15 protein-coding genes and 1 pseudogene are annotated in these 20155 nt (G+C 72.0%); 8 read left to right on the top strand and 8 right to left on the bottom strand.

Annotated elements, in window-relative coordinates; genetic code table 11:
* Window positions 1–122 precede the first annotated feature (122 nt).
* Complete coding sequence (locus tag B4N89_RS36665) at window positions 123–638, top strand: GNAT family N-acetyltransferase (RefSeq protein ID WP_078980903.1); 516 nt, start codon at window positions 123–125, stop codon at window positions 636–638.
* A gap of 465 nt (window positions 639–1103) precedes the next feature.
* Here B4N89_RS36665 and B4N89_RS36655 read toward each other — a convergent pair whose 3' ends face one another.
* The gene (locus tag B4N89_RS36655) at window positions 1104–1415 is read right to left on the bottom strand and encodes an ArsR/SmtB family transcription factor (protein WP_078980901.1); all 312 of its coding nucleotides are present in this window, start codon (window positions 1413–1415) and stop codon (window positions 1104–1106) included.
* Between the two features lie 215 nt (window positions 1416–1630).
* On the opposite strand from B4N89_RS36655, the gene B4N89_RS36650 reads away from it, so the two are divergent.
* Window positions 1631–2560 (top strand): alpha/beta fold hydrolase, encoded by a 930-nt coding sequence (locus tag B4N89_RS36650; protein WP_235619154.1) that lies wholly within the window; start codon window positions 1631–1633, stop codon window positions 2558–2560.
* Between the two features lie 294 nt (window positions 2561–2854).
* Window positions 2855–3379: pseudogene (locus tag B4N89_RS53135) on the top strand (AraC family transcriptional regulator); the annotation flags it as partial.
* A gap of 56 nt (window positions 3380–3435) precedes the next feature.
* On the opposite strand, the gene B4N89_RS36640 reads toward B4N89_RS53135, so the two are convergent.
* Together B4N89_RS36640 and B4N89_RS36635 are read right to left on the bottom strand one after the other, a co-directional pair.
* A complete protein-coding gene (locus B4N89_RS36640; protein WP_078980898.1) occupies window positions 3436–5307 on the bottom strand; it encodes an ABC transporter ATP-binding protein in 1872 nt (623 codons plus the stop codon).
* A complete protein-coding gene (locus B4N89_RS36635; protein WP_235619153.1) occupies window positions 5304–6995 on the bottom strand; it encodes an ABC transporter transmembrane domain-containing protein in 1692 nt (563 codons plus the stop codon). Before B4N89_RS36635 ends, B4N89_RS36640 begins: the two co-directional genes overlap by 4 nt.
* A gap of 473 nt (window positions 6996–7468) precedes the next feature.
* Here B4N89_RS36635 and B4N89_RS36630 point away from each other — a divergent pair, with 473 nt between their 5' ends.
* The 5 genes from B4N89_RS36630 (at window position 7469) to B4N89_RS36610 (ending at window position 12838) form a co-directional block, all read left to right on the top strand.
* Window positions 7469–8497 (top strand): ABC transporter substrate-binding protein, encoded by a 1029-nt coding sequence (locus tag B4N89_RS36630; protein WP_143658214.1) that lies wholly within the window; start codon window positions 7469–7471, stop codon window positions 8495–8497.
* 4 nt (window positions 8498–8501) lie between these two features.
* Window positions 8502–9425 carry a siderophore-interacting protein gene (locus tag B4N89_RS36625; protein ID WP_201261095.1) on the top strand — a complete coding sequence of 308 codons (924 nt, stop codon included), beginning with the start codon at window positions 8502–8504 and terminating at the stop codon, window positions 9423–9425.
* Between the two features lie 215 nt (window positions 9426–9640).
* Window positions 9641–10645, top strand: coding sequence for a Fe(3+)-siderophore ABC transporter permease (locus tag B4N89_RS36620; RefSeq protein WP_101897508.1), 1005 nt, complete (start codon window positions 9641–9643; stop codon window positions 10643–10645).
* Between the two features lie 170 nt (window positions 10646–10815).
* Entirely contained in the window at window positions 10816–11859 is a 1044-nt protein-coding gene (gene fepG / locus B4N89_RS36615) for an iron-enterobactin ABC transporter permease (RefSeq protein WP_078981538.1), read from the top strand.
* A 112-nt stretch (window positions 11860–11971) separates the two neighbouring features.
* A complete protein-coding gene (locus tag B4N89_RS36610; RefSeq protein WP_078980895.1) occupies window positions 11972–12838 on the top strand; it encodes an ABC transporter ATP-binding protein in 867 nt (288 codons plus the stop codon).
* Between the two features lie 274 nt (window positions 12839–13112).
* On the opposite strand, the gene B4N89_RS49220 is transcribed toward B4N89_RS36610, so the two are convergent.
* From B4N89_RS49220 to B4N89_RS36585, 5 genes are all read right to left on the bottom strand, one after another.
* Entirely contained in the window at window positions 13113–13700 is a 588-nt protein-coding gene (locus B4N89_RS49220) for a hypothetical protein (RefSeq protein ID WP_078980894.1), read from the bottom strand.
* A 199-nt stretch (window positions 13701–13899) separates the two neighbouring features.
* The gene (locus tag B4N89_RS36600; protein WP_078980893.1) at window positions 13900–15054 is read right to left on the bottom strand and encodes an acyl-CoA dehydrogenase family protein; all 1155 of its coding nucleotides are present in this window, start codon (window positions 15052–15054) and stop codon (window positions 13900–13902) included.
* The gene (locus tag B4N89_RS36595; protein ID WP_268812586.1) at window positions 15051–15818 is read right to left on the bottom strand and encodes an aspartate/glutamate racemase family protein; all 768 of its coding nucleotides are present in this window, start codon (window positions 15816–15818) and stop codon (window positions 15051–15053) included. The genes B4N89_RS36600 and B4N89_RS36595 overlap by 4 nt, the downstream gene beginning before the upstream one ends.
* Window positions 15819–15843: 25 nt before the next feature.
* Entirely contained in the window at window positions 15844–18303 is a 2460-nt protein-coding gene (locus tag B4N89_RS36590) for a condensation domain-containing protein (RefSeq protein WP_078980892.1), read from the bottom strand.
* A gap of 1 nt (window position 18304) precedes the next feature.
* Window positions 18305–20137: a non-ribosomal peptide synthetase gene (locus tag B4N89_RS36585; RefSeq protein ID WP_078980891.1), complete on the bottom strand. Its 1833-nt coding sequence runs from the start codon at window positions 20135–20137 to the stop codon at window positions 18305–18307.
* Window positions 20138–20155: the final 18 nt, after the last annotated feature.

Genomic DNA, 20155 nt, shown 5'->3' with positions numbered 1-20155 from the left:
TCGACGCCCTTCAAGCCGGGCTGCGAAGCAGGCCGTGGGTCGTGATGTGCCATCGTCCCGGGGTCGTTCGCCGCCGATGAAACCCGGATGGTCGCGGGACGCCGTCCGAGTAGAATTGCGCGGTGCCCGAGTTGAAGCAACTGGATGCCGCCCATGCCCCGGCGGTCCTGGCCTTCGAGTCGGCCAACCGTGCCTACTTCGCCGCATTCGTCTCCGACCGCGGCGACGAATACTACGAGCGCTTCGCCGATCGGCACGCCGCCTTGCTCGCCGAGCAAGAGGCCGGTGTCTGCGCCTTCCATGTACTCCTCGCCGAGGACGGTTCGGTCCTGGGCCGGTTCAACCTGTACGACATCGAGGGCGGCACCGCCGAACTCGGTTACCGGGTCGCGGAACACGTCGCCGGCCGTGGCGTGGCGACGGCGGCCGTCCGGGAGTTGTGCGGTTTGGCGGCGGTGCGGTACGGGCTGCGCACGCTGCGGGCGGCCACCGCCCTCGCCAACGGCGCGTCCCGGAGGGTGCTGATCAAGGCCGGGTTCGTCCCGGTCGGACCGGCCGACCCGATCGACCTCGGCGGTAAGTCCGGCACGTGGTACCAGCGCGACCTGCCGGACGAGACCGGTTGGCCGGCAATGTGAGCGTGGAAGTGCTGCCGGCGAACCCGGTGGGCGAGATCGGGATCGAACGCCGCCTCGACCTCCTCGTCCGCCGCCAAGCGGTCGAACAGACCCACCAAACCCTCGAACGCCACGACCCCGCGTGGCAGGCCGCGCGCGGAACTCCTCGCCGTACTCACCGAGACTCGCGAGGCCACCGTGTGCGCTGGGTCTGGGAGTACGAACCGACGAGCCGTACGCGACCGCCGGCGCCCCATGGCACGAACACCCTCGGCTGACACCGCCGTTCGCCGTCGGCTGTCGGGTTGCGTGAGGTGCCGACCGGTCCGGTGACGAACGCGCCGACGGATGCGCCCCGGTCCGGGCATCGCGACGTGCCGCTGTCGCAGCGAGCCTGGGGCCGACGTCCGCCCGGTCCCCGAGATCCGGCCGACGGTGACGAAGCCGCGCCGCGCCCGATGGGTGATCGGGGTCGCGTCTCGCGGCCTACCGCGTACCGACCGGCTCGGTCAGGACGATGTCGAGCAATCCCGGGAAAAGCGCGTCGAGTTCGTCCCGGCGCAGGGTCAGGTAGAGCTTGCGGCCCGCGCGGCGTTGGCGGATGACGCCGCTTTCGCGCAGGGCGCGCCAGTGGTGGGTCATGCTCGATTTGGGGACGTCGGGCATGATCTCGCCGCAGTACCGCTCGACGCCGTCGGCCAACGCCCGGGCGATCTGCAGTCGGGCGGGGTGCCCGAGCGCGGCCAGGACGTACACGAGTTCGATGTCGTCGATGTCGGGGTGGTGCAGAGCGGCCATCCGCCAATAGTACGTGATCGTCGTACAAAGCCTCCCGCGCGCGCCGTTGCCGCCGTGCTGCCCGCCGACCCCCGTCCTTCCCGTGCTTGACATACATTGTTCGACCGTACGAATATCTCGTACATACAGATCGTACGAACACTTCGTACGGTCGAACGTTCGCACTTCGCATGGTCGAACGCTCGAATTCTCCCGCCGCCCGGAAGGATCCCTCCGTGAACACCCCCACGCCCGACACCCTCGACGACGCCGAACTCGCCCGCTCGCTCGACGGCGACTTCACCAGTCGCCACGCCGACGTGAACGGCGTGCGTCTGCACTACGTCGAGGGCGGCACCGGCCGCCCCCTCCTCCTGCTGGGCGGATGGCCGCAGACCTGGTGGCAGTGGCACAAGGTGATGCCCGCACTGGCGCGTACACATCGGGTGATCGCCGTCGACCTGCGAGGCATGGGTGGGTCGGACAAGCCCGAGGACGGCTATGACAAGAAGACGATGGCGAACGACATCCGCGAACTCGTTCGGCACCTCGGTGCGGAGGCCGTCGACGTCGCCGGACACGACATCGGCGCCATGGTCGCGCAGGCGTATGCCGCGCAATTCCCGGAGGCCACACGGCGGATCGTCCTCCTGGACGTCCCGCATCCGGACGAGGGCCTGTGGGAGATGCGACTGCTGCCCGAGCCCGATCAGCACGTCGGTTCCGAGATCGAGAAGGGCGCCCGCACCTACTTGTGGTGGTTCGCGTTCAACCAGGTCCGCGGCCTCCCGGAGAAGCTGCTCGACGGCCGCAGCCGCCTGCTCGTGGACTGGCTCGTCGAATACCTGGCGAAGGACCCCGCCACCATCGACGAACACTCACGACAGGTCTACGCCCGCGCGTACTCCACCGCCGACGCTCTCCGCGCCGGCAACGGCTGGTACCAGACCTTCGGCGCCGACATCGTCGACCGACGTGCGCACCCGATCCTGACCGCGCCGATCCTTGCCCTCGGCGGCGACGCCAGTAACTACGCCGTCCTGCGCGACTTCCTCCCGGCCAGGGGCGTCGACGTACGCGTGGTCGAGGTTCCGGACTGCGGGCACTACATCGCCGAGGAACAACCGCAGTTCGTCATCGACGAACTCTCCGCCTTCCTCGCCTGACCCGCGCGCGTTCGACGGCCGTGTGCTCGAACCTGGACGTCCGGTCGACGTCCACCGGGAGAGGTTAGGGGACCCTAAATCGGCGCCGGTATAGTGCGGTCCGTGCAGCAGGTCACGAGGTCGGGCGTCGGACCGACGCGCGAGGTGGAGCCGCCGTATGCCGTCAGCACGTCGCGGTTGGGGCGCGAGGTGCGGCCGGGCGGTCATACGTGGGAGTCGCACCGCCACCTCGACCACGAGTTGTTGTGGGGCGTCGTGGGGTCGGTCACCGCGGTGGTCGACGGGGTGACATGGATGGTGCCGCCCACCGTGGGGCTGTGGGTGCCCGCCGGCGCGGAGCACGAGGTGACGACCGGGCCCGGCACCGACTTCTACGCGACGTACTTCAGGACCGAGGTCTTCGCCCCCGCGTGGGCGTGCGACCTGCCCGGTCTGGTGCCGATGTACGGGGCGCTGCGCGAGGTGTTGTTGCACATGCGGCGCTACGACATGCCGTTCGCCGCGCGTTCGCGAGCGGAGCGGGTGGTTTTCGACATGCTCCAGCCGCTGGAGGAGGCCGCGGTGGACGTGCCGATGCCCCGCGATCCGCGCGCGTTGGCCGTGGCTCGAGCATTGGTGGCCCGGCCGGCGGATCCGCGTGGGCTGGACGAGTTCGCGCGGTGGTCGGGGTGCAGCGGGCGTACGTTGACCCGGGTGTTCACCGCGGACACCGGGATGGGCTTCGTACAGTGGCGCATCCAGGCGCGGGTGCGCGCGGCGTTGACGTATCTGGCCGCCGGCCTGCCGGTTTCGGTCGTCGCCCGTCGGGTCGGATACGACAGTCCCAGTGCGTTCGTGGCGGTCTTTCGCCGGGTCACCGGTCGCACACCCGGCCACTACTCCGGGCTCGTCTGCGACGACGACATCGAGCCCCGTCCCGTCGGCGTGCGATCCGCCGCAGGCGCTCCACCTGCGGCGGGCACCCGGCTCTCTGCGGGCGCCGACCAGGCCCGCCACAGTCTCGCGTAGCGCCCGCCCGCCGTCACCAGCTCGTCGTGCCGTCCCTGTTCGACGATCCGTCCGTGATCCAGGACGATCACCCGGTCCGCGGTCGCGGCCTGCCGGAGACGATGCGCGACCACGATCGCGGTGCGCCCGTCGAGCAGCGCCGACGCGGCGGCCTCCAGGGTGCGGGCGCCGGTACTGCCCGCGTCCGCGGTCGCCTCGTCCAGGACCACGATCGGCGGATCCAGGAGCAGGACCCGGGCGAGCGCGAGTTGTTGCGCCTGAGTGGCGGTCGGGATGTGGCCCCCGGCGCCGACGCGGGTGTCGGTGCCCTCGGGTAGTGCGCCGACCCATCCGTCGGCGCCGACCGTCGCGAGGACGCGTGCGATCGTCGCGTCGTCCGCGTCCGGTCGGGCCAGCCGCAGGTCGTCGGCGAGGGTGCCGGCGAAGACGTGTACCTCCTGGGTGACGATCGCGATCTGCCGACGGGTGGCCGTGCGGCCCAGATCGGCGAGTCCCACCGTGCCGAGGCGGATCGTGCCGGCGGTGGGTGCGCGGACGCCGGCGATCAGCCCGGCGGCGGTCGACTTGCCCGCGCCGGTCGTGCCCACCAGGGCGACCCGCTCGCCCGGCGCGATCCACAGGTCGAGCCCGGTGAGCACGTCGGGACCGTCGGGGTAGGCGAACGAGACGTGCCGCACGTGGAGGGACGCGTCCTGCGGCGTCGGCGGGTGGGCGGGTTCTTCGGTGCGCGGGAGCAGGGTGACCCCGACGAGTCGGGCCAGGCCGGCGGCGGCTTCCTGGAGCTGGTCGAAGACGGCGAGCAGGGAGCCGACGGGGTTGAACAGGCGGTGGAAGAACAGCGCGGCGGCGGTCGCCTCGCCGATCGAGACCGTGCCCGAGCGGACCAACCGGAATCCGACGGCGAGTACCGACGCGAGCCCGACGAGTTCGGCGGCGTTGAGTCGGCCGAAGAAGCGGGTGCGCAGCCGGGTCGCGGTCAGGCTCAGGTCGATCGAGGCGCGGGAGCGGTCGGCGACGGCGTCCAGGTGGGCCGGACCGAGTCGCATCGCGGTCACGGTGTCCACCGCGCCGAGGGCGTCCAGGAGGCGCTGGGCGCGTTGTCCCTCGGCGATCCGCTCGGCTCGGTACACCGGTGCGGATCGGCGCAGGTACCAGCGCAGCGCGCCGATCTGGATCGGCGCGGCCACCAGGGCGGCGAGGGCGAAGCGCCAGTCGAGGGTGCCCATGCCGATCAGGGTCAGCACGATGGTGGCCAGCGCCGTGGTGAACACCGGGACGGTTTCGGCGGCGGCGTCCGCGACCACGCGTACGTCGCCGCCGGCGCGGGCGACCAGGTCGCCGCGGCCGGTGCGCTCGATGTCGTCCAGGGGTAGGTCGAGTGCCCGGCCCAGGACGTCCTCGCGCAGGTCGGCCACCATGCTCTCGCCGACCCCGACCACCAGGTAGTGGCTGATCGCGCCCAATACGGCCTGGGCGAGGGCGATGGCCGCGAGCAGGCCGGCCAATACCGTGACGCGCGATCCGGCGCCGGACCCGTACCGGTCGACGGCGTCGACCATGCGGCCCAGGACGAGTGGGCCGGCCAGGCCGATCGCGGTGGACGTGATGAGCAGGGCGACCGCTGCCAGGGCCCGGCGGCCGTGCGGGCGCAGCAGGCGTCGGGCGGCGTATCGGGTCTGCGCGGTGTCGGCGACGGGAAGCAGGGGTGGTTCGGGTGTCGGGTCGGCGTGACGGGTCATGCGAGCACCAGTTCACGGTAGCCGGGCGAGACGGCGGCCAGTTGGGCGTGGGTACCGGTGGTGCCGCGGGTGACGTCGGCCGCGAGCACCATCACCCGGTCGCATACGGCGAGCAGGGTCGGGCTCGTGGTGACCAGGATCGTGGTGCGGCCGACCCGGTCGGCGCGCAGGCCGGCGGCGATCCGGGCCTCGGTGACGGTGTCGACCGAGGTGGTGGGGTCGTGCAGGACCAGGACCGCGGCGCGGGTGGCCAACGCGCGCGCCAGGGCCAGGCGTTGGCGCTGCCCACCGGACAGCGACAGACCCTGTTCGGTGACGGTGGTGTCGAGGCCGGCGGGCAGGGCCGCGATGTCCTCGTCCACGCAGGCCGCGGCGAGCGCGGCTCGGACCGCCCGTGGTTCGGCCCGCCCGACATTGTCGGCGATGGTGCCCGCGAACAGGGCGGCGTCGTGGGGTGGGGCGACCACCGTGCGGCGCAGATCGTCGGGATCGAGTTCGGCCACGGATACGCCGTCCAGGTACAGGGCGCCGGCGTCGGGGTCACGGCGCCGGGCGAGGACGTCGACCAGCGCCTCGGCGTGCCCGGCGTCGTCGGTGACGATGCCGACGAACTCGCCGGGCTCGACCACGAAGCCGACGTCGATCAGGCCGCCGACGCCCAGCCCGTCCGCGCGGACATGCCCGACCGGCCGCCCCGGGACCGCGCTCGCGGGTGAGCGGGTGCCCGGGCCCACCGCCGGGTCCGAGGTGAGCAGGGCCACGACACGGCGTGCCGAGGCGCGGGCGCGGCCCAGGCCGGAGGCGAAGTAGGCGACGTCCACCAGGGGGCCCTGGAGGAACTGGGCAAGACCCACGACGGTCACCAACTCGCCCACGGTGATCCGGCCCCGCGCCGCCAGGTGCGCGCCCACCAGGGCGATCAGCGCCAACAGGCCGCCGGTGAGCAGGGTGTTGGCGGCGGTGTACCACGCCTGGGCGCGTTCGGTGCGCAGCGTCGCGGCGAGTGCGGCGCGACTGTCGCGGCGGTAGCGGCGGGCGGCCTCGGAGCGGGCGCCGATGCCGTCCAGGACGCGAAGTCCGGTGAGCAGGTCGGTGGCGACGGCACCGGCGCGGGCGGCGAGTTCGTGGTCGTGTTCGCTGCGCCGTTCCAGCGGGCGGCTCAGGTACTGCATCGCGATCAGCACCGGTGGCGTGCCCAGCAGGACCAGCAGGCCCAGCGGGACGGAGATCACCAGGAGCGCGACCGCGGCCGTGACGATGGCCGCGGCTGCCGCGAGTTTGCTGCCGAGGGTGTGCGTGAACCGGGCCACCGTCTGCGCGTCGGAGGTGGCGAGCGCGACCAGTTCGCCGGGCATCCGTCGCGGCGTCGTGCCGTGCGGGTCCAGCGCCCGGCGGGCGACGGCCATCCGCACGTCGTGGGCGCCGTACTCGGTGACGCGGGCGGCGGCGCGGGCGGCGAAGCGCCACGAGCACAGCAGGCCGACGAACACCACGGCCAGCACAGTCAGCCAGCGCCCGAGCGCGGCCGCGTCGCCGGTGGCCACCGCCTGGTCGATCACCACACCGACGACGACCGGGACGGCCGCCTCGGCCACCTGATGACCGGTCAGGCCCACGGAGGCGCCGACCAGATATCGACCCCGTCGATCGCCGGTGAGCGCGTACCGCAACACGGCGCGCGAGGTCACGGACGTACCGAGAAGGCCGGACGGGACTGGGTGAGCAGGGAGTTTCGGCGGGGCGGTGGGTGCGGGCATGGGAGCCGACGGTAGTGACGAGGCCGTGCCGGTTGCGTGCGAAACGGACGGACCATGGCTCGAATCGGCCGGCGCGGCGTTCGGTGTCCGATTCGCGACAAGGTCTGGCGTGTGCCCGACATCGGGTGTTGCGGGATGAGATCACCTCGCGTATTGATAGGCAAGGCTTACCTAACCTTGCTCTCGTGTTCCTGTCTCCGGAGACGCCGATGCCGACGACCACACCTACGCCGCGCCGCACCCCGCCGCGACCGCCCGACGCCCTCCTCGGCGAGCCGCAACAGGCGCGCGTCGGCCATGGACCGACCCGGCTTCGGTTCGGCTCGGAGGCGGGCGTGCCGGTGCCGGCGGGGCTGCGCGCCGATCGTGTTCGACGTGCTCACCCGCGCCGCGGAGCCGTACGTATGAGCGCGACCGTCACCTCGACCCCCATCCCACCGACGCCCGCCCGCCCCGGGGCGGGGGACACGCGAGGGGCCCGCGTCGGCGGAGAGTTGACCCGACGTCGTTTCGCGCTGGGCGCGGGGATGTTGTCGCTGGGCACACTGCTCGCCGCGTGCGGCGGCGCCGAGAAGACGAAGGACGCGCCATCGGCCGCGACCACCCTCGACTTCTCCTACGAGGGCCGCAGCACGCGCATCCCGGCCGATCCCCGGCGCGTGATCGTGCTGGATCCGCGCACCGGCGTCGAGTTCGCCGCCATGGCCGGATATCCGATGATCGGCGGCTACCGCATCGAGGGCCGCAACCACCTCTCCGACCGGCTGCCCGCGAACTTCCAGGTGTTGCAGGGCAATGTCCGCGAGCCCAACGCCGAGGCGATCCTGGCCCAGCGACCGGATCTGCTGGTGGTCGGCGCCGACTGGTGGAAGTTCTACCAGGACAAGAAGTTGTTGACCCAGGACATTGCTCCCGTGCTCGTGGTCAGCGGCGGCTTCAGCCCGTTCTGGCGCCGCTACAGCCAGGAGCAGTTGACCCTGCTCGGGCGCGGCGACCTCGCCCGCCGACTGCTCGCCGACTACGACGCGCGCCTGGCCCGGGCCCGAGCCGAGGTCGGTCCCCTGTTGGCGGGCCGCAAGGTGCTCATCGGCGGGTCCGACGACACCGACTTCTGGGTGCAAAGGCGCAGCTTCTACCTGAGTGTCGCACTGGAGTTGGGCATGGACGTGATGTTCCATCAGCCCGACCGCGACCCGAACAAGCCGTTCAACGACTTCTACAGTCCCGAACAGATCGACGTCTTCGCACCGGCCGACCTGATCATCTGGAAGGACCCCGACGCGCCGGCGACGCAAGCCAAGACCTGGCAGCGGCTGCCCGCCGTGCGGGCCGGGCGGGTCGTACCGCTGAACTACGACACCACCGCCGGCCTCGTCCTGACCGCGACGGCCCTGCTCGACGAACTCGTATCCGCCGCGAAGGTGTTGGGGTGACCACGTGACGAACGACCCGCTGCACCGGGGAACGGTGCTGGAACACTTCCGCCTGACGACCGGCATGATCCGGATCGTGTTCGGCGGCGAGGGACTGCGCGCCTTCGAGAGCACCGGCGTCGGCGACGAATACCTGCGCCTGCACTTCCCGTTCCCCGACACCGGCGAACCGATACCGTCCGACGAGAACCCGGGCGCGAGTCCCCGAGAGGCCGGGAACGCCGCCGACGAGGCCGACCGCTACGCGCAGACCCGGCGCTACACGGTGCGGCGCTTCGACGCGGAACGCGGCGAGGTCACCATCGACTTCGTCGTCCACGACGGGGGCCTGGCAAGTGCGTGGGCACTCGCCGCCCGGCCGGGTGACCGGGTGGGTATCGGTACAGCGCGCGGCCTCTACGCCCCACCGGCCGAGACCGTCTGGCAGATCCTCGCCTGCGACGCCACCGGCCTGCCCGCGCTGGGCCGGCTCGTCGAACAGCTCCCGGCCCGAACACGGGCCCGGGTGATCGTCGAGGTCGCGGACACCGGCCACGAGCAGGTCTTCGACAGTGCCGCCGACGTCGAGTACGTCTGGCTGCACGGCAGCGGCAACGGCGACGCGCCCAGTCGGCTGCCCCAGGCGCTGCGCGCGCTGACGCTGCCCGAAGGCCCCGGCTACGTGTGGGCCGCGGGCGAGACCCGTGCCATGCGCGAGATCCGCCGCCACGTGCGGCACGAACTGAGGCTGCCCGCCCGGATGTACAAGGTGGTCGGCTACTGGACGCACAACGCCGAGGAGTGGGACGAGCGGTACGCCGGCCTCGACCCCGAGGTGAAGCGGCGCCTGGAGACGGCCTTCGACGCCGTGCACGAGGAGCAGCCCGAGGAGGAGATCGAGAACATCCTCGACGAGGTCGAGGCCACGTTGGAGGGTGTCGGGTTGTGAACGCACCACAGGGCGCGCGGATCGCGCCCGCGGGGTCCGGCTCGCCGGTCGATAGGGTCGACGCTGTCGAGCCTGCCGAGCGTTCCGGACGCGTCGGACCGGTCGGGCCCGTCCGGGACACGGCCCCGGGCGAGGCGGTTTCCGCGGGCACGGACACCGCCGCGGCCTCGGCGGCTCCGGCCGCTCCCACGCACGCGAAAGCGGAGCGCGGGCCCGTGGCGGACTCGCCCGTGCGGCGCGGCCTGTGGCTGATCGTGGCCACCGCCGCACTCGTACTCGTGATCCTGCTGAGCGTCGCGATCGGGTCGAAGAACATCCCGCTCCCGACCGTATGGGACGCGCTCTTCCACTACGACGGCTCCAACGACCACGTGATCGTCCGTGACCTGCGGCTGCCCCGCACCCTGCTGGGGGTGCTCGTCGGCACGGCGCTGGGCGTCGCCGGAGCGGTGATCCAGGCGGTCGGCCGCAATCCGCTCGCCGACCCAGGCATCCTCGGGGTCAACGCCGGTGCCGGGTTCGCCGCGGTCCTGGCGATCGCCGTGTTCGACATCACCGACCTGCGCGGCTACATCTGGTTCGCGTTCCTGGGCGCGATCGTGACCACCGTCGCGGTGTACACCATCGGCTCGCGCGGTCGCGGCGGCGCCACCCCGGTGCGGCTGACCCTGGCGGGCGTGGCGCTGGGCGCGGTGCTGGGCGGGATCAGCTCCGGGATCACGCTGCTGGATCCGACCACGTTCGACCGCATGCGCTTCCGGTCGGCGGGCTCCATCGCCGGACGACAGTGGGACACCATCGCACAGGTCGCCCCCTTCCTGCTGATCGGACTCGTGGTGGCGGCGAGCGTGGCCCGTGCGCTCAACGCGGTCGCCCTCGGCGGCGACGCCGCCCGCGCGCTCGGGGTGAACATCACCCGTACCCGCGTGTCGTCGGTGATCGCGATCACCCTGCTGTGTGGCGGCGCGACCGCCGTCGCCGGACCCATCGGCTTCGTGGGCCTGATGGTGCCGCACGTGGCGCGCTGGATCACCGGCCCCGATCAGCGCTGGATCCTGGCCTACACCCTGGTCCTGTCGCCGATTCTGTTGCTCGTCGCCGACGTCCTGGGCCGCCTGGTGGTGCGCCCCGGCGAACTCCAGGTCGGCATCGTGACGGCGTTCGTCGGCGTCCCCGTGCTCATCGCCCTGGTGCGTCGACAGAAGGTGAGCGGACTGTGAAGTCGCCGGATCCGTCGCCGACTTCGCCCAGCACGCCGTTGCCGGGCGCCGCGTCGTCCACGTCCACTCTCGCGTCGCCGCCCACCGCGCCGGGCCGCGGCTCGGCCGGCCCGGACGCCCGCGACGAGGAGGCGGAGCGGGCGGGCGTACGCCCCGGACCGCACGCGGCGATCGACTTCGGGCGCGCGGTCCGGGTGATCCGGCTCCTCGACGGACGTGTGTCGCTGCGCCTGGACGTCCGGACCGGCGTCGCGTGTGCGGCGCTGCTCGTCGTCACGGCCGTCGTCGCCGTCCTGGCACTGGGCACGGGGGAGTACTCGCTCTCGCCCGTCCAGGTGACCGAGGCACTGTTCACGGACGTACCCGCCAAGGTGCACATGGTCGTGATCGAATGGCGACTGCCTCGCGTCCTGCTGGCCCTGCTCGCCGGTGCCGCGCTCGGTGTCAGTGGCGCCATCTTCCAGTCGTTGACCCGCAATCCGCTCGGCAGCCCGGACATCATCGGCTTCAATACCGGCGCCAACACCGGCGCGCTCATGGTGATCATGCTCGTCCACGGCGGCTACTACCAGGTCGCCTGCGGAGCCCTCGTGGGTGGGATCGCAACCGCCGCGCTGGTCTACCTGCTGGCCTACCGGCAGGGAATCCAGGGCTTTCGGCTGATCATCGTGGGCATCGGCATCAGCGCGCTGCTCGCGTCGGTCAACACGTGGGTCATCGTCAAGGCCGACCTGGAGACCGCGATGGCGGCGGCGGTGTGGGGAGCCGGCTCGCTCAACGGCCTGGGCTGGCAGCAAGTACGCCCGGTTTCCGTCGTGTTCGCGATCCTGCTGCCGATCGCCCTGATCCTCGGCCGACGCATGCGGATGTTGGAGATGGGCGACGACGCCGCCCGCGCCCTGGGGGTACGCACCGAGCCGACCCGCATCGCCCTCGTGGTCACCGGGGTCGCGCTGACCGCCATGGTCACCGCCGCGGCCGGACCGATCTCGTTCGTCGCGCTCGCCGCGCCGCAACTGGCCCGCCGCGTCGCCCGCAGCGCGGGGGTGACGATACTGCCGTCGGCCGCGATGGGGGCGGCGCTGCTGATCACGAGCGACTGGTTCGCTCAAACCCTGTTCGCACCGACCCAATTGCCGGTGGGAGTGGTCACGGTCAGCATCGGCGGCGCCTACCTGATTCGGCTGCTGGTCGGCGAGGCACGGCGGCAGTGACGACCCGCGCGACGCGAGCGGTCGGCCGCCCGGCGTCCGCCCCGGTTCGCGACGCCGGCACCCGCGCCCACGGAGCCCCCAACCCCTCCATCGCAGAACGGACTTCGCCACGATGAACATCGCCGTCGACCCCCGCGCGCACCCCGCCACACCGACTTCCGCGCCCCGGCTGTGGGCACAGGGACTGACCCTCGGGTACGACGATCGCCTCGTGGCCCGCGACCTCACCGTGCACATCCCCGACGGAGCGATCACCGCGATCATCGGCCCCAACGCGTGCGGCAAGTCCACGCTCCTGCGCGCACTGTCCCGTCTGCTCACCCCGGTTGCCGGCACGGTGCACCTGGACGGCAAGGCCATCTCGTCCTTTCCGGCCAAGGAGGTGGCCCGGCGGATGGGCCTGCTCCCGCAGACCTCGGTCGCCCCCGACGGCATCACGGTGGCCGACCTCGTCGCCCGAGGCCGCTATCCCCACCAGAAGCTGCTGCGCCAGTGGTCCGACGAGGACGAGACGGCCGTGCTGAACGCCCTGGCCGCGACCGGGACCACCGACCTGTCGCCGCGCCTGGTGGACGCCCTGTCGGGGGGCCAGCGCCAACGCGTATGGGTGGCCATGGTGTTGGCCCAGCAGACCCCACTGCTGCTCCTGGACGAGCCCACCACATTCCTCGACATCGCCCACCAGATCGAACTCCTCGAACTCCTGCGCGACCTCAACGAACGCGATGGCCACACCCTCGTCGCGGTCCTGCACGACCTCAACCACGCCTGCCGCTACGCCGACCACATCATCGCCATGCGCGACGGCACGGTGTTCGCCGTCGGGCCACCCCGCGACATCGTCACGCCGGAGCTGGTCGAGGACGTCTTCGGTCTACCGTGCCAAATCATCGACGACCCGGTCTCGGGCACCCCTTTGGTCATCCCACTGGGCCGCCGCCGGCCACCGGCACAGCCACCCCACCCGCAACGTCCGTAGACGCAACGACCCTTTGCCGCTCGATGCCCACACCGCGTCGGGGCTGCCCCCACGTCGCCGGCGGACAGGGTCCGCGATACGACGAACCGGACTTGGCCGACGTCGGGCTCTCCTTGGCGCTGCCCTCGCCCCGGTACATCGGTCATCGGCGCGGTGTTCGCCCTCGTGTCGGCCGGGAACGACGTCACCACGGCCCGGGCCGGCGCTGTCGCGGGCGGATGCCGAAGCGGCACGCGGCACGGGGTGTGCTTTGGGTACTGTCCGCCGGACAGGTCTATCCCTGGTCGACGATGTACCACGCGTTGTCGATGTACTGGAGGGTCTGGTTGCCGAGGTCGCTTTCGGAGAAGGGGACGCTCGCGCGGACCGCCTTGGCGGGGACCTCCACCCTGTCGGGTCGGCGTGCCGAGACTCGGCTCGGGTCGACCGTGGCGGTTTGCATGGCCTTCTTCTGCGCGGCGGAGAACATGCCGAACGTGATGGGCATCGTGCTGGTGCACGGGCCGAAGCCGTCGTCCTGGGCCTTCTTCGCCGCCGGGCCGGCGATGTCGCAGACCGTGGCGAGGTCCTCGCGGCCCACGGCGTGCAGGAACTGCTCGTAGCGCTGGATCGCGGCCTCGGTGGATGCGGCCTGCCGAGCCGGCGGCGTGCCGGACGTCGCCGACGGGTTCGGCGCTCCGGAGCCGGTCGGCGCCGGCGGCGCGGATGTGGCCGGTGCCGGAGCGACGACGGTCTGTGCGGTCGTCGGCGTCGGGGACGATGTCGAAGGTGGGGCCGTGGCCTGTTTCTTCGGGGAGTCGGTGTCGTTGCACGCCGCCAACACGATGACGGCCGATACGGTCACGCCCACGATCGCCCGCACGCGATGCTCCCCTCGTCGAGATCACTGGCGGACGATGCTACTTCGGTCGGCGATGTTCCCGCTGGGCTCGTATTCCATCGCGCCGTGTCGGTGGCGGTCGGGCCCGGTGCGCAGGCGGCGGTTCGCGACGACGTCGAGGTGCCACTCGGAGGTCGGTGAACCCGGAGATGACGTGTCGCGGCGCTGCCCGGGGGTGGGGTCAGGACAAGCCGAGGTGCCTGGCGATCATCATCTGTTGTACCTCCGTGGTGCCTTCGCCGATTTCCAGGATCTTGGCGTCGCGGTAGAAGCGGCCCACGGGGCTGTCGTTCATCACGCCGGAGCCACCGAAGATCTGGGTCGCGTCCCTGGCGTTGTCCATCGCCGCCCTGGAGGAGACCAGCTTGGCCATCGCCGCCTCCTTCGAGAAGGATTCGCCGCGCAGCATCGAGGCCGCGGCCGAGTAGTAGGCCAGGCGTGCGGTGTGGGCGCGCGTCTCCATGTCGGCGATCTTGAACTGGATCGACTGGTACGCGCCGATGCGCTGCCCGAACGCCGTCCGCTCCTTGGCATGGCGCACACACTCGTCCACGCAGCCCTGGGCCATCCCCGCTCCGACGGCCGAGATCGCGATCCTGCTCTCGTCCAGCACCGACATGAACTGCGCGATGCCCAGGCCGCGTTCGCCGAGCAGGTGTTCGGCCGGCACCCGGCAGTCGGCGAAACCGAGTTCGTGGGTGTCCGAGGCGCACCAGCCCACCTTGGAGTACGACGGTGCCACCGTGAAGCCCGGGGTGCCCGACGGCACGACGAGCGCGGAGATCTCCTTGGCGCCGTCGGCGCGGGTGCCGGTCACCGCCGTCACGGTGACCAGGCTGGTGATGTCGGTACCGGAGTTGGTGATGAACGCCTTGCTGCCGTTGATCACCCATTCGTCACCGTCGAGTTCCGCCTTGGTGCGGGCCGCCGCCGTGTCGGTCCCGCCGCCGGGTTCGGTGAGCCCGAAGCCGGCGATCCGCTCGCCGGTGCACAGGGCGGGGAGCCAGCGTTCCTTCTGTGCCGGGGTGCCGAACCGATGGATGGGGATCGCGCCGAGCGTCACGCCCGCGGACAGAGCGACGGCCACCGAGCAGTCCACTCTGGCCAGTTCCTCGATGGCCAGACACAGGGTGAACACATCCCCGCCCATGCCGCCGTAGCGCTCCTCGAAGGCCAGCCCGAACAAGCCCATGCGGCCCATGGCGGCGACCAGTTCGTAGGGAAACTCCTCGCGTCGGTAGATATCGGAGATCACCGGAGCCACCTTGGCGCGGGCGAAGTCGGCGACCGTCTCGCGCAGCAGCCGGCGTTCCTTCGACAGGCGTGCGAGTGTCATCGTGCTCCTTCGGGGGGATCGGACGTGGACCCGGAGCCGGACCCGGCGACCGCCCGTGGGGCCGTCGACGAGAGCAGGCCCGGTACGGGTCCGCGGTCGGGGTACAGGGCGTGCGCGCAGGCCGACGCCAGTGCGTCGACACTGGACACCTGGAATCGCGCCGGCAGCCCGCTGTGCGCGTAGGCGAGCGGGAGTTCGGTACAGGCGCTGATCACCGGCAGGCATCGAATGCGCAGCAACTCGTGGACCGCCGAACCCAGGGTCGCGCCGGCAGCCGGCAGCCGGTTCGCCTTCACCAGCACGGCGGCGGCGTGGATGCGCCGCCGGCGCGCCTCGTCGGGGAGCAGGAGTCGGTATCCCCGGTGCTGCGCATAGCGCTGATAGATGCCGTCGGCGACGGTACCCGCGGTCGCCGTCAACCAGGCCCCGTCGGGACTGGCGACCTCGGCGGCCCGTACGCTCGCCTCCACGATGTGCACCAGGGGCACCGGCAGTCGGTCGCGGAATCGATCGATGTAGACGTGCGCGGTGTTGCAGGGCACCGCGAGCAGCTCCGCGCCCCAGTCGGCAAGGGTGAACAGCGCCTGCCGGATCGGCAAAAGCGGTGCGTCGTCGCCCCTGAGCAGCGCGGCGGTCCGGTCCGGGATGCCCGGCTCGGACAGCATCAGGATCCGGGGGTGCTCCCGGTCGCTGCCGGCCGCCACGCGCACGGCAAGCAGCCGCAGGAACTCCGCCGTCGCCGCCGGTCCCATCCCACCGAGCACACCGAGGGTGCGTGAGCGCGCCACCTCAGCCGGCCTGCTCCCCGATCAGCCGCCGCGCGACGCGCTCGGGGATGTGGGCCGCCGCCAGCCGCGTGCCCACGGAGGCGGGACACCACCAGGTGAGCACGAGCTCGCCGGCGTCGACGACACCGGTGATCGTCACATCGGTGTCGCCCGGGTGCACCGGCCCGGCGAAGTCCCGCCACACCGTGTCGCGCAGCGTCCAGGCCACCCCCGACGGAAGCAGCGCGGCGGCCGGATCGCCGAAGTGTTCGTAGCGCACCCGGGCCGGCTCGGCCGCGCTCGCGACCCGTACGACGCTCGCTCCCCGCGCGAGCGGGGTCACCACCCAGCGGTCCGCTTCGGCCAGCGGACCGATCACCCGTGTCGCGGGCCTGCGCGTGGTGTGATCGAGGACGTCCGCGACCAGTCGCCCGCCGCCGAACTCCTCGACCAGCACGTGCGCGATCGCAGCGGCGACGTCGCGGGCCGTCGCCGCGCGCACCGGGCAGCGCGCTTCGAGCGACTCCTCGGCGATCGGCTCGGGCGCGGGCGATCCCGGGAGGACACAGCCTGCCCCGGCGACCTCCGGGCCCGCCTCGTCCTCGACGCCGGCGGGCTCGGCCGGGTGGTCCAGGAACGACGCGGCGGGTGGCAACCGGACGTCCGAGCCCGCCCGGAGCTGTCCCAGCCCCAGGGCCAGGTCCGCCAACAGCACCCGCCAGGACTCGACATCCGCGGCCAGTTCGTGCACCACGATCAACAGACCCGCCGGCCGCGCGCCCCGGTCGACCACCGCGGCCCGCAGCAGCGGACCCCGATCGACGTGCAGCCGGGCCCGCATCCGGTCGGTGAGCCGGCGCAGCACCCGCCCCTGCGCGTCCGGGTCCTGGCCGGTGAGGTCCACCCGCGAGACGTGGACCGCCCCGCCGAGGCCGCCCCGGGACTGCCGCCAGCCCTGATCCCCGTGGCCGAATCGCAGTCGCAACGCCTCGTGGTGCAGCAGCAGTTGCAGCCACACCCGCTTCAGGTCGGCGACCGGGAAACCGGACTCCGAGGTCAGGAACAGGGCTCGGGCCCGGTGCGCCGCCCGGACCGGATCCCCATCGAGAATCCGACGCTGTACCGGACGGACCGCGACCGAGCGATCGGAATCCGCGTCCGCGGTGACGCCCCCGCCCCGCGAGCCCGGGGCCTTCGGGCGGTGCATCCCGCGCAGAGCCCACCGATCCACGGCGCCCGCGACCCTGGGGATCTCCGCCACCCGCACCCACTGCGCCGGTACCAGTGCGGGCGGCAGGGCATCGGCCACCGCGGCCGCGAGCCGGTCGCCCGACGCGCTGGGGTCGGCGACGTAGTAGACCGCCAGCCGGGCGCCCGTCCGGTCGGCGTCGGCCGGGTCCGGATAGCCGATCCTGGCCAGCATCCGCTTCACCTGCGCGGTCTCCACCGGGGCGCGCAGTTCCGCGTCCGCCTCGGCGACGTCCAGGTGCCCGAGCCGTACCTCCCAGCGGGTCGGCGCCTCGTAGTTGTGGAAACCGCGCTCCGCGGCGTGAACATAGGTGCCCACATCGTTGATCATGCAGTTCGAGCTGCAGAACCCCGTATCGGTGGGCTGCGCCCAGAACGACGAGCGCTCGCGCAGGAAGGCTCGCACGTCCTCCTTCGTCACCGCCGAGTAGCGGAAGTAGTCGACGACCTGGACCGCGTTCACCGCGGCGGCGTCGACCGTGCCCGCGGCCCGGTGGTACACCTCCCGGCCCAGCCGCAGCTTCTCCTCGATCTCGGCCACGTCGAAGATGCCCTGCTCGTGGAACCAGGACAGCCGCTCGTCCATGATCTGGCCGCGGGAGAGCCCGGTGACCACCGTGGGGATGTCGCGCCGGTGCGCGAGTTCGGTGCTCAGGTCCAGGAGGGAGCGGAAGCACCCGTTGCACACGCTCTTGTGCTCCTGGAGCGAGTTCAGGAAGATCCGCTTCTGGTCGGCGTGGGTGGCGGTGACGTGTTCGATGCCCAGTTCGGCGGTGACGCTCTCGACGTTGCGCAGCGCGGTCCGCGAGATGAACCCGTTGTCGAAGGTGAAGGTCATTACGCGCAGACCCAGTTCCACGAGCTGGTAGAGCACATACGTGCTGTCCTTGCCGCCACTGAACAGCAGCAGGCAGTCGTAGTGCGATCCGCGCCCTCGCGCGGCCTCGCGCAGCCGCGGCGCCAGTTCCCGCGGGTCACGGAAGTAGGCGTGCATCGCCGATCGATGGGCGGCGTAGCGCGCGCACAGCGAACAGACCCCGTCCGAATCGAAGCGCAGTCCCGGGTACGCGGCGCTGATCCCGCACCGGACACAGGCGCGGGCGCCGGCCGCCGCGGGGTCGGCCTCGTTGAACACGACGGCGCAGTCGAGGACGCCGTCCTGGTCCAACACGGCCGTCCGCACCCGGCGTTCGACGGACTCGATCCGCTCGGCGTCCAGCGGCTGGTCGGTCATGTCAGCTCCCGAAGAGGTCGTCGTCGGCGTCGTCGTCGGCGAGCAGCAAGCGCTCGACCAGGTTCGACAGGCCCTCGATCGTCTGGTTCGCCAGGAAGTCCGCCAGCGGGACGGACACTCCGAACTCCTCCGTCAGCCGCGCCAGCACCGAGATCACGGCCAGCGAGGTGCCCACGTCGAAGAACCGGGTGCGCACGTCGTCGACCGGGGCCGGCAGCGTACGCGCCCAGATCCCGGCGATCGTGCGTTCGGTGGCTGTGCGCGGTGCGACGGCGTCCGCGTCGGGTCGGGCGGGGGACCGCACGGGCACGGTGAGCGCCTTGCGGTCGATCTTGCCGCTGATGGTGCGCGGAATGAGCTCCAGCGGCACGATCACCGCCGGGATCGCGCCGTCCGGCAGGTGTGCGCGCAGATGCTCGCCCAGTCGAGTGCGAAGTTCCTCGGAGTCCGTCCCCGTGCCGGTCTCGACGAACGCGCACAGGTACGGCGGGGCGTCGTCCGGCTCGACCGACACGACGGCCGCCTCGGCGACCGACGGGTCCTCGCGCAGGAGCTGCTCAACCCCGTCCAGCTCCACCCGCACGCCGCCGACCTTGACCTGTCGGTCCCGGCGGCCGAGGAAGTCGAGCGTGCCGTCGGGCAGCAGGCGCGCGAAGTCCCCGGTCCGGTAGACGACTTCGCCGCCGCCGGGCCGGGTGGGGTCGGCGATGAAGGCGCGTTCGGTCTCCTGCGGCCTGCGGTGGTACCCGAGGCTGCGGTAGGCCGTACGCAGGTGAACCTCGCCGACCCGCCCCGGTGGTACCTCCCGGCCGCGTTCGTCGAGCAGCAGGACGACGGTGTCGGGCATCGGGCGTCCGATCGGGACGGACCTGCTCCGCGCGTCGGCGGCGGTGACGAAGTGGAAGGTCTTCGTCATGGTGGTTTCCGAGGGCCCGTAGAGGTTCAGCAGCCGGATCCGCTCGCCGAAGCGGTCGAACCAGCCGGCGGCGTCGGCGGGCAGCACGCGCTCACCGGACAGGGCCACGCACTTCAGTGCCTCGAACCCCGGCCGGACCGTGTCGATCGCGCCCGCCAGGGCGCGAAAGACCGAGGGCACGCAGTGGATCAGATCGATCCGTTCCCGGTCCAGCCACCGGCACAGGGCGACCGGGTCGAGCCGGACGTCCTCGGCCGGCACGCATACCGTCGCGCCCACGCTCAACGGCAGGAGCAGGTCGCGCAGCACGGCGTCGAACGCGGGCGAGATCAGCTGGCCCACCCGCCATCGGGGACCGGCGCCGAGCAGCTCCGCCTCCCAGCGGATGTAGTGGTCCACCGCGCTCAGCCGGCCGAGGATCCCCTTGGGCCGGCCGGTGGAGCCGGAGGTGAAGAACAGGTAGCAGGGATCGTCCGGCGCCGGCACGTGGGGCGGGTAGTCGTTCCCGGGCCGGTCCTTGACCGTGCCGAGATCGACCAGGCCGGCCCGGTCGCACATATCGCGCACGTCCTTCGCGAGGTCGCCGTCGTCGGCGCCGACGACCAGGAGATCGGGGTCCGCCTCGCGCAGCATCCAGCCCAGCCGATCCGGCCGGGTGCCCACGTCGAGGGGGACCACCACACCGCCCAGCCGCAGGACGGCGAGCAGGGCCGCGGTCAGCTCGGCCCGGTCGCCGGCGAGGACCGCGACGACGGAGGCGCGGCGTGCTCCGCACCGATACAGCTCGGCCGCGACGGCGTCGACGCGTTGGTCCAGTTCGCGATAGCGCAGCGAGCCGTGCGCGGTCTGTACGGCGACTCGGTCGGGGAAGCGGTCGATCGCGCGGGCGACAAGCGACTGGATCGGTTCGAACGCCATTGCGGTTTCCTTTGCTCG

Source organism: Embleya scabrispora, from assembly GCF_002024165.1.
In the GTDB taxonomy this organism is placed as follows: domain Bacteria; phylum Actinomycetota; class Actinomycetes; order Streptomycetales; family Streptomycetaceae; genus Embleya; species Embleya scabrispora_A.
This window is presented reverse-complemented; position numbering and strand designations above follow the sequence as displayed.

Bases quoted from the DNA above. Each gene is read 5' to 3' on its own strand.
- B4N89_RS36655 (WP_078980901.1), bottom strand. From the start codon at position 1,415: ATGGCCGCTCTGCACCACCCCGACATCGACGACATCGAACTCGTGTAC.
- B4N89_RS36640 (WP_078980898.1), bottom strand. From the start codon at position 5,307: ATGACCCGTCACGCCGACCCGACACCCGAACCACCCCTGCTTCCCGTC.
- B4N89_RS36630 (WP_143658214.1), top strand. From the start codon at position 7,469: ATGAGCGCGACCGTCACCTCGACCCCCATCCCACCGACGCCCGCCCGC.
- B4N89_RS36610 (WP_078980895.1), top strand. From the start codon at position 11,972: ATGAACATCGCCGTCGACCCCCGCGCGCACCCCGCCACACCGACTTCC.
- B4N89_RS36600 (WP_078980893.1), bottom strand. From the start codon at position 15,054: ATGACACTCGCACGCCTGTCGAAGGAACGCCGGCTGCTGCGCGAGACG.
- B4N89_RS36590 (WP_078980892.1), bottom strand. From the start codon at position 18,303: ATGACCGACCAGCCGCTGGACGCCGAGCGGATCGAGTCCGTCGAACGC.
- B4N89_RS36585 (WP_078980891.1), bottom strand. From the start codon at position 20,137: ATGGCGTTCGAACCGATCCAGTCGCTTGTCGCCCGCGCGATCGACCGC.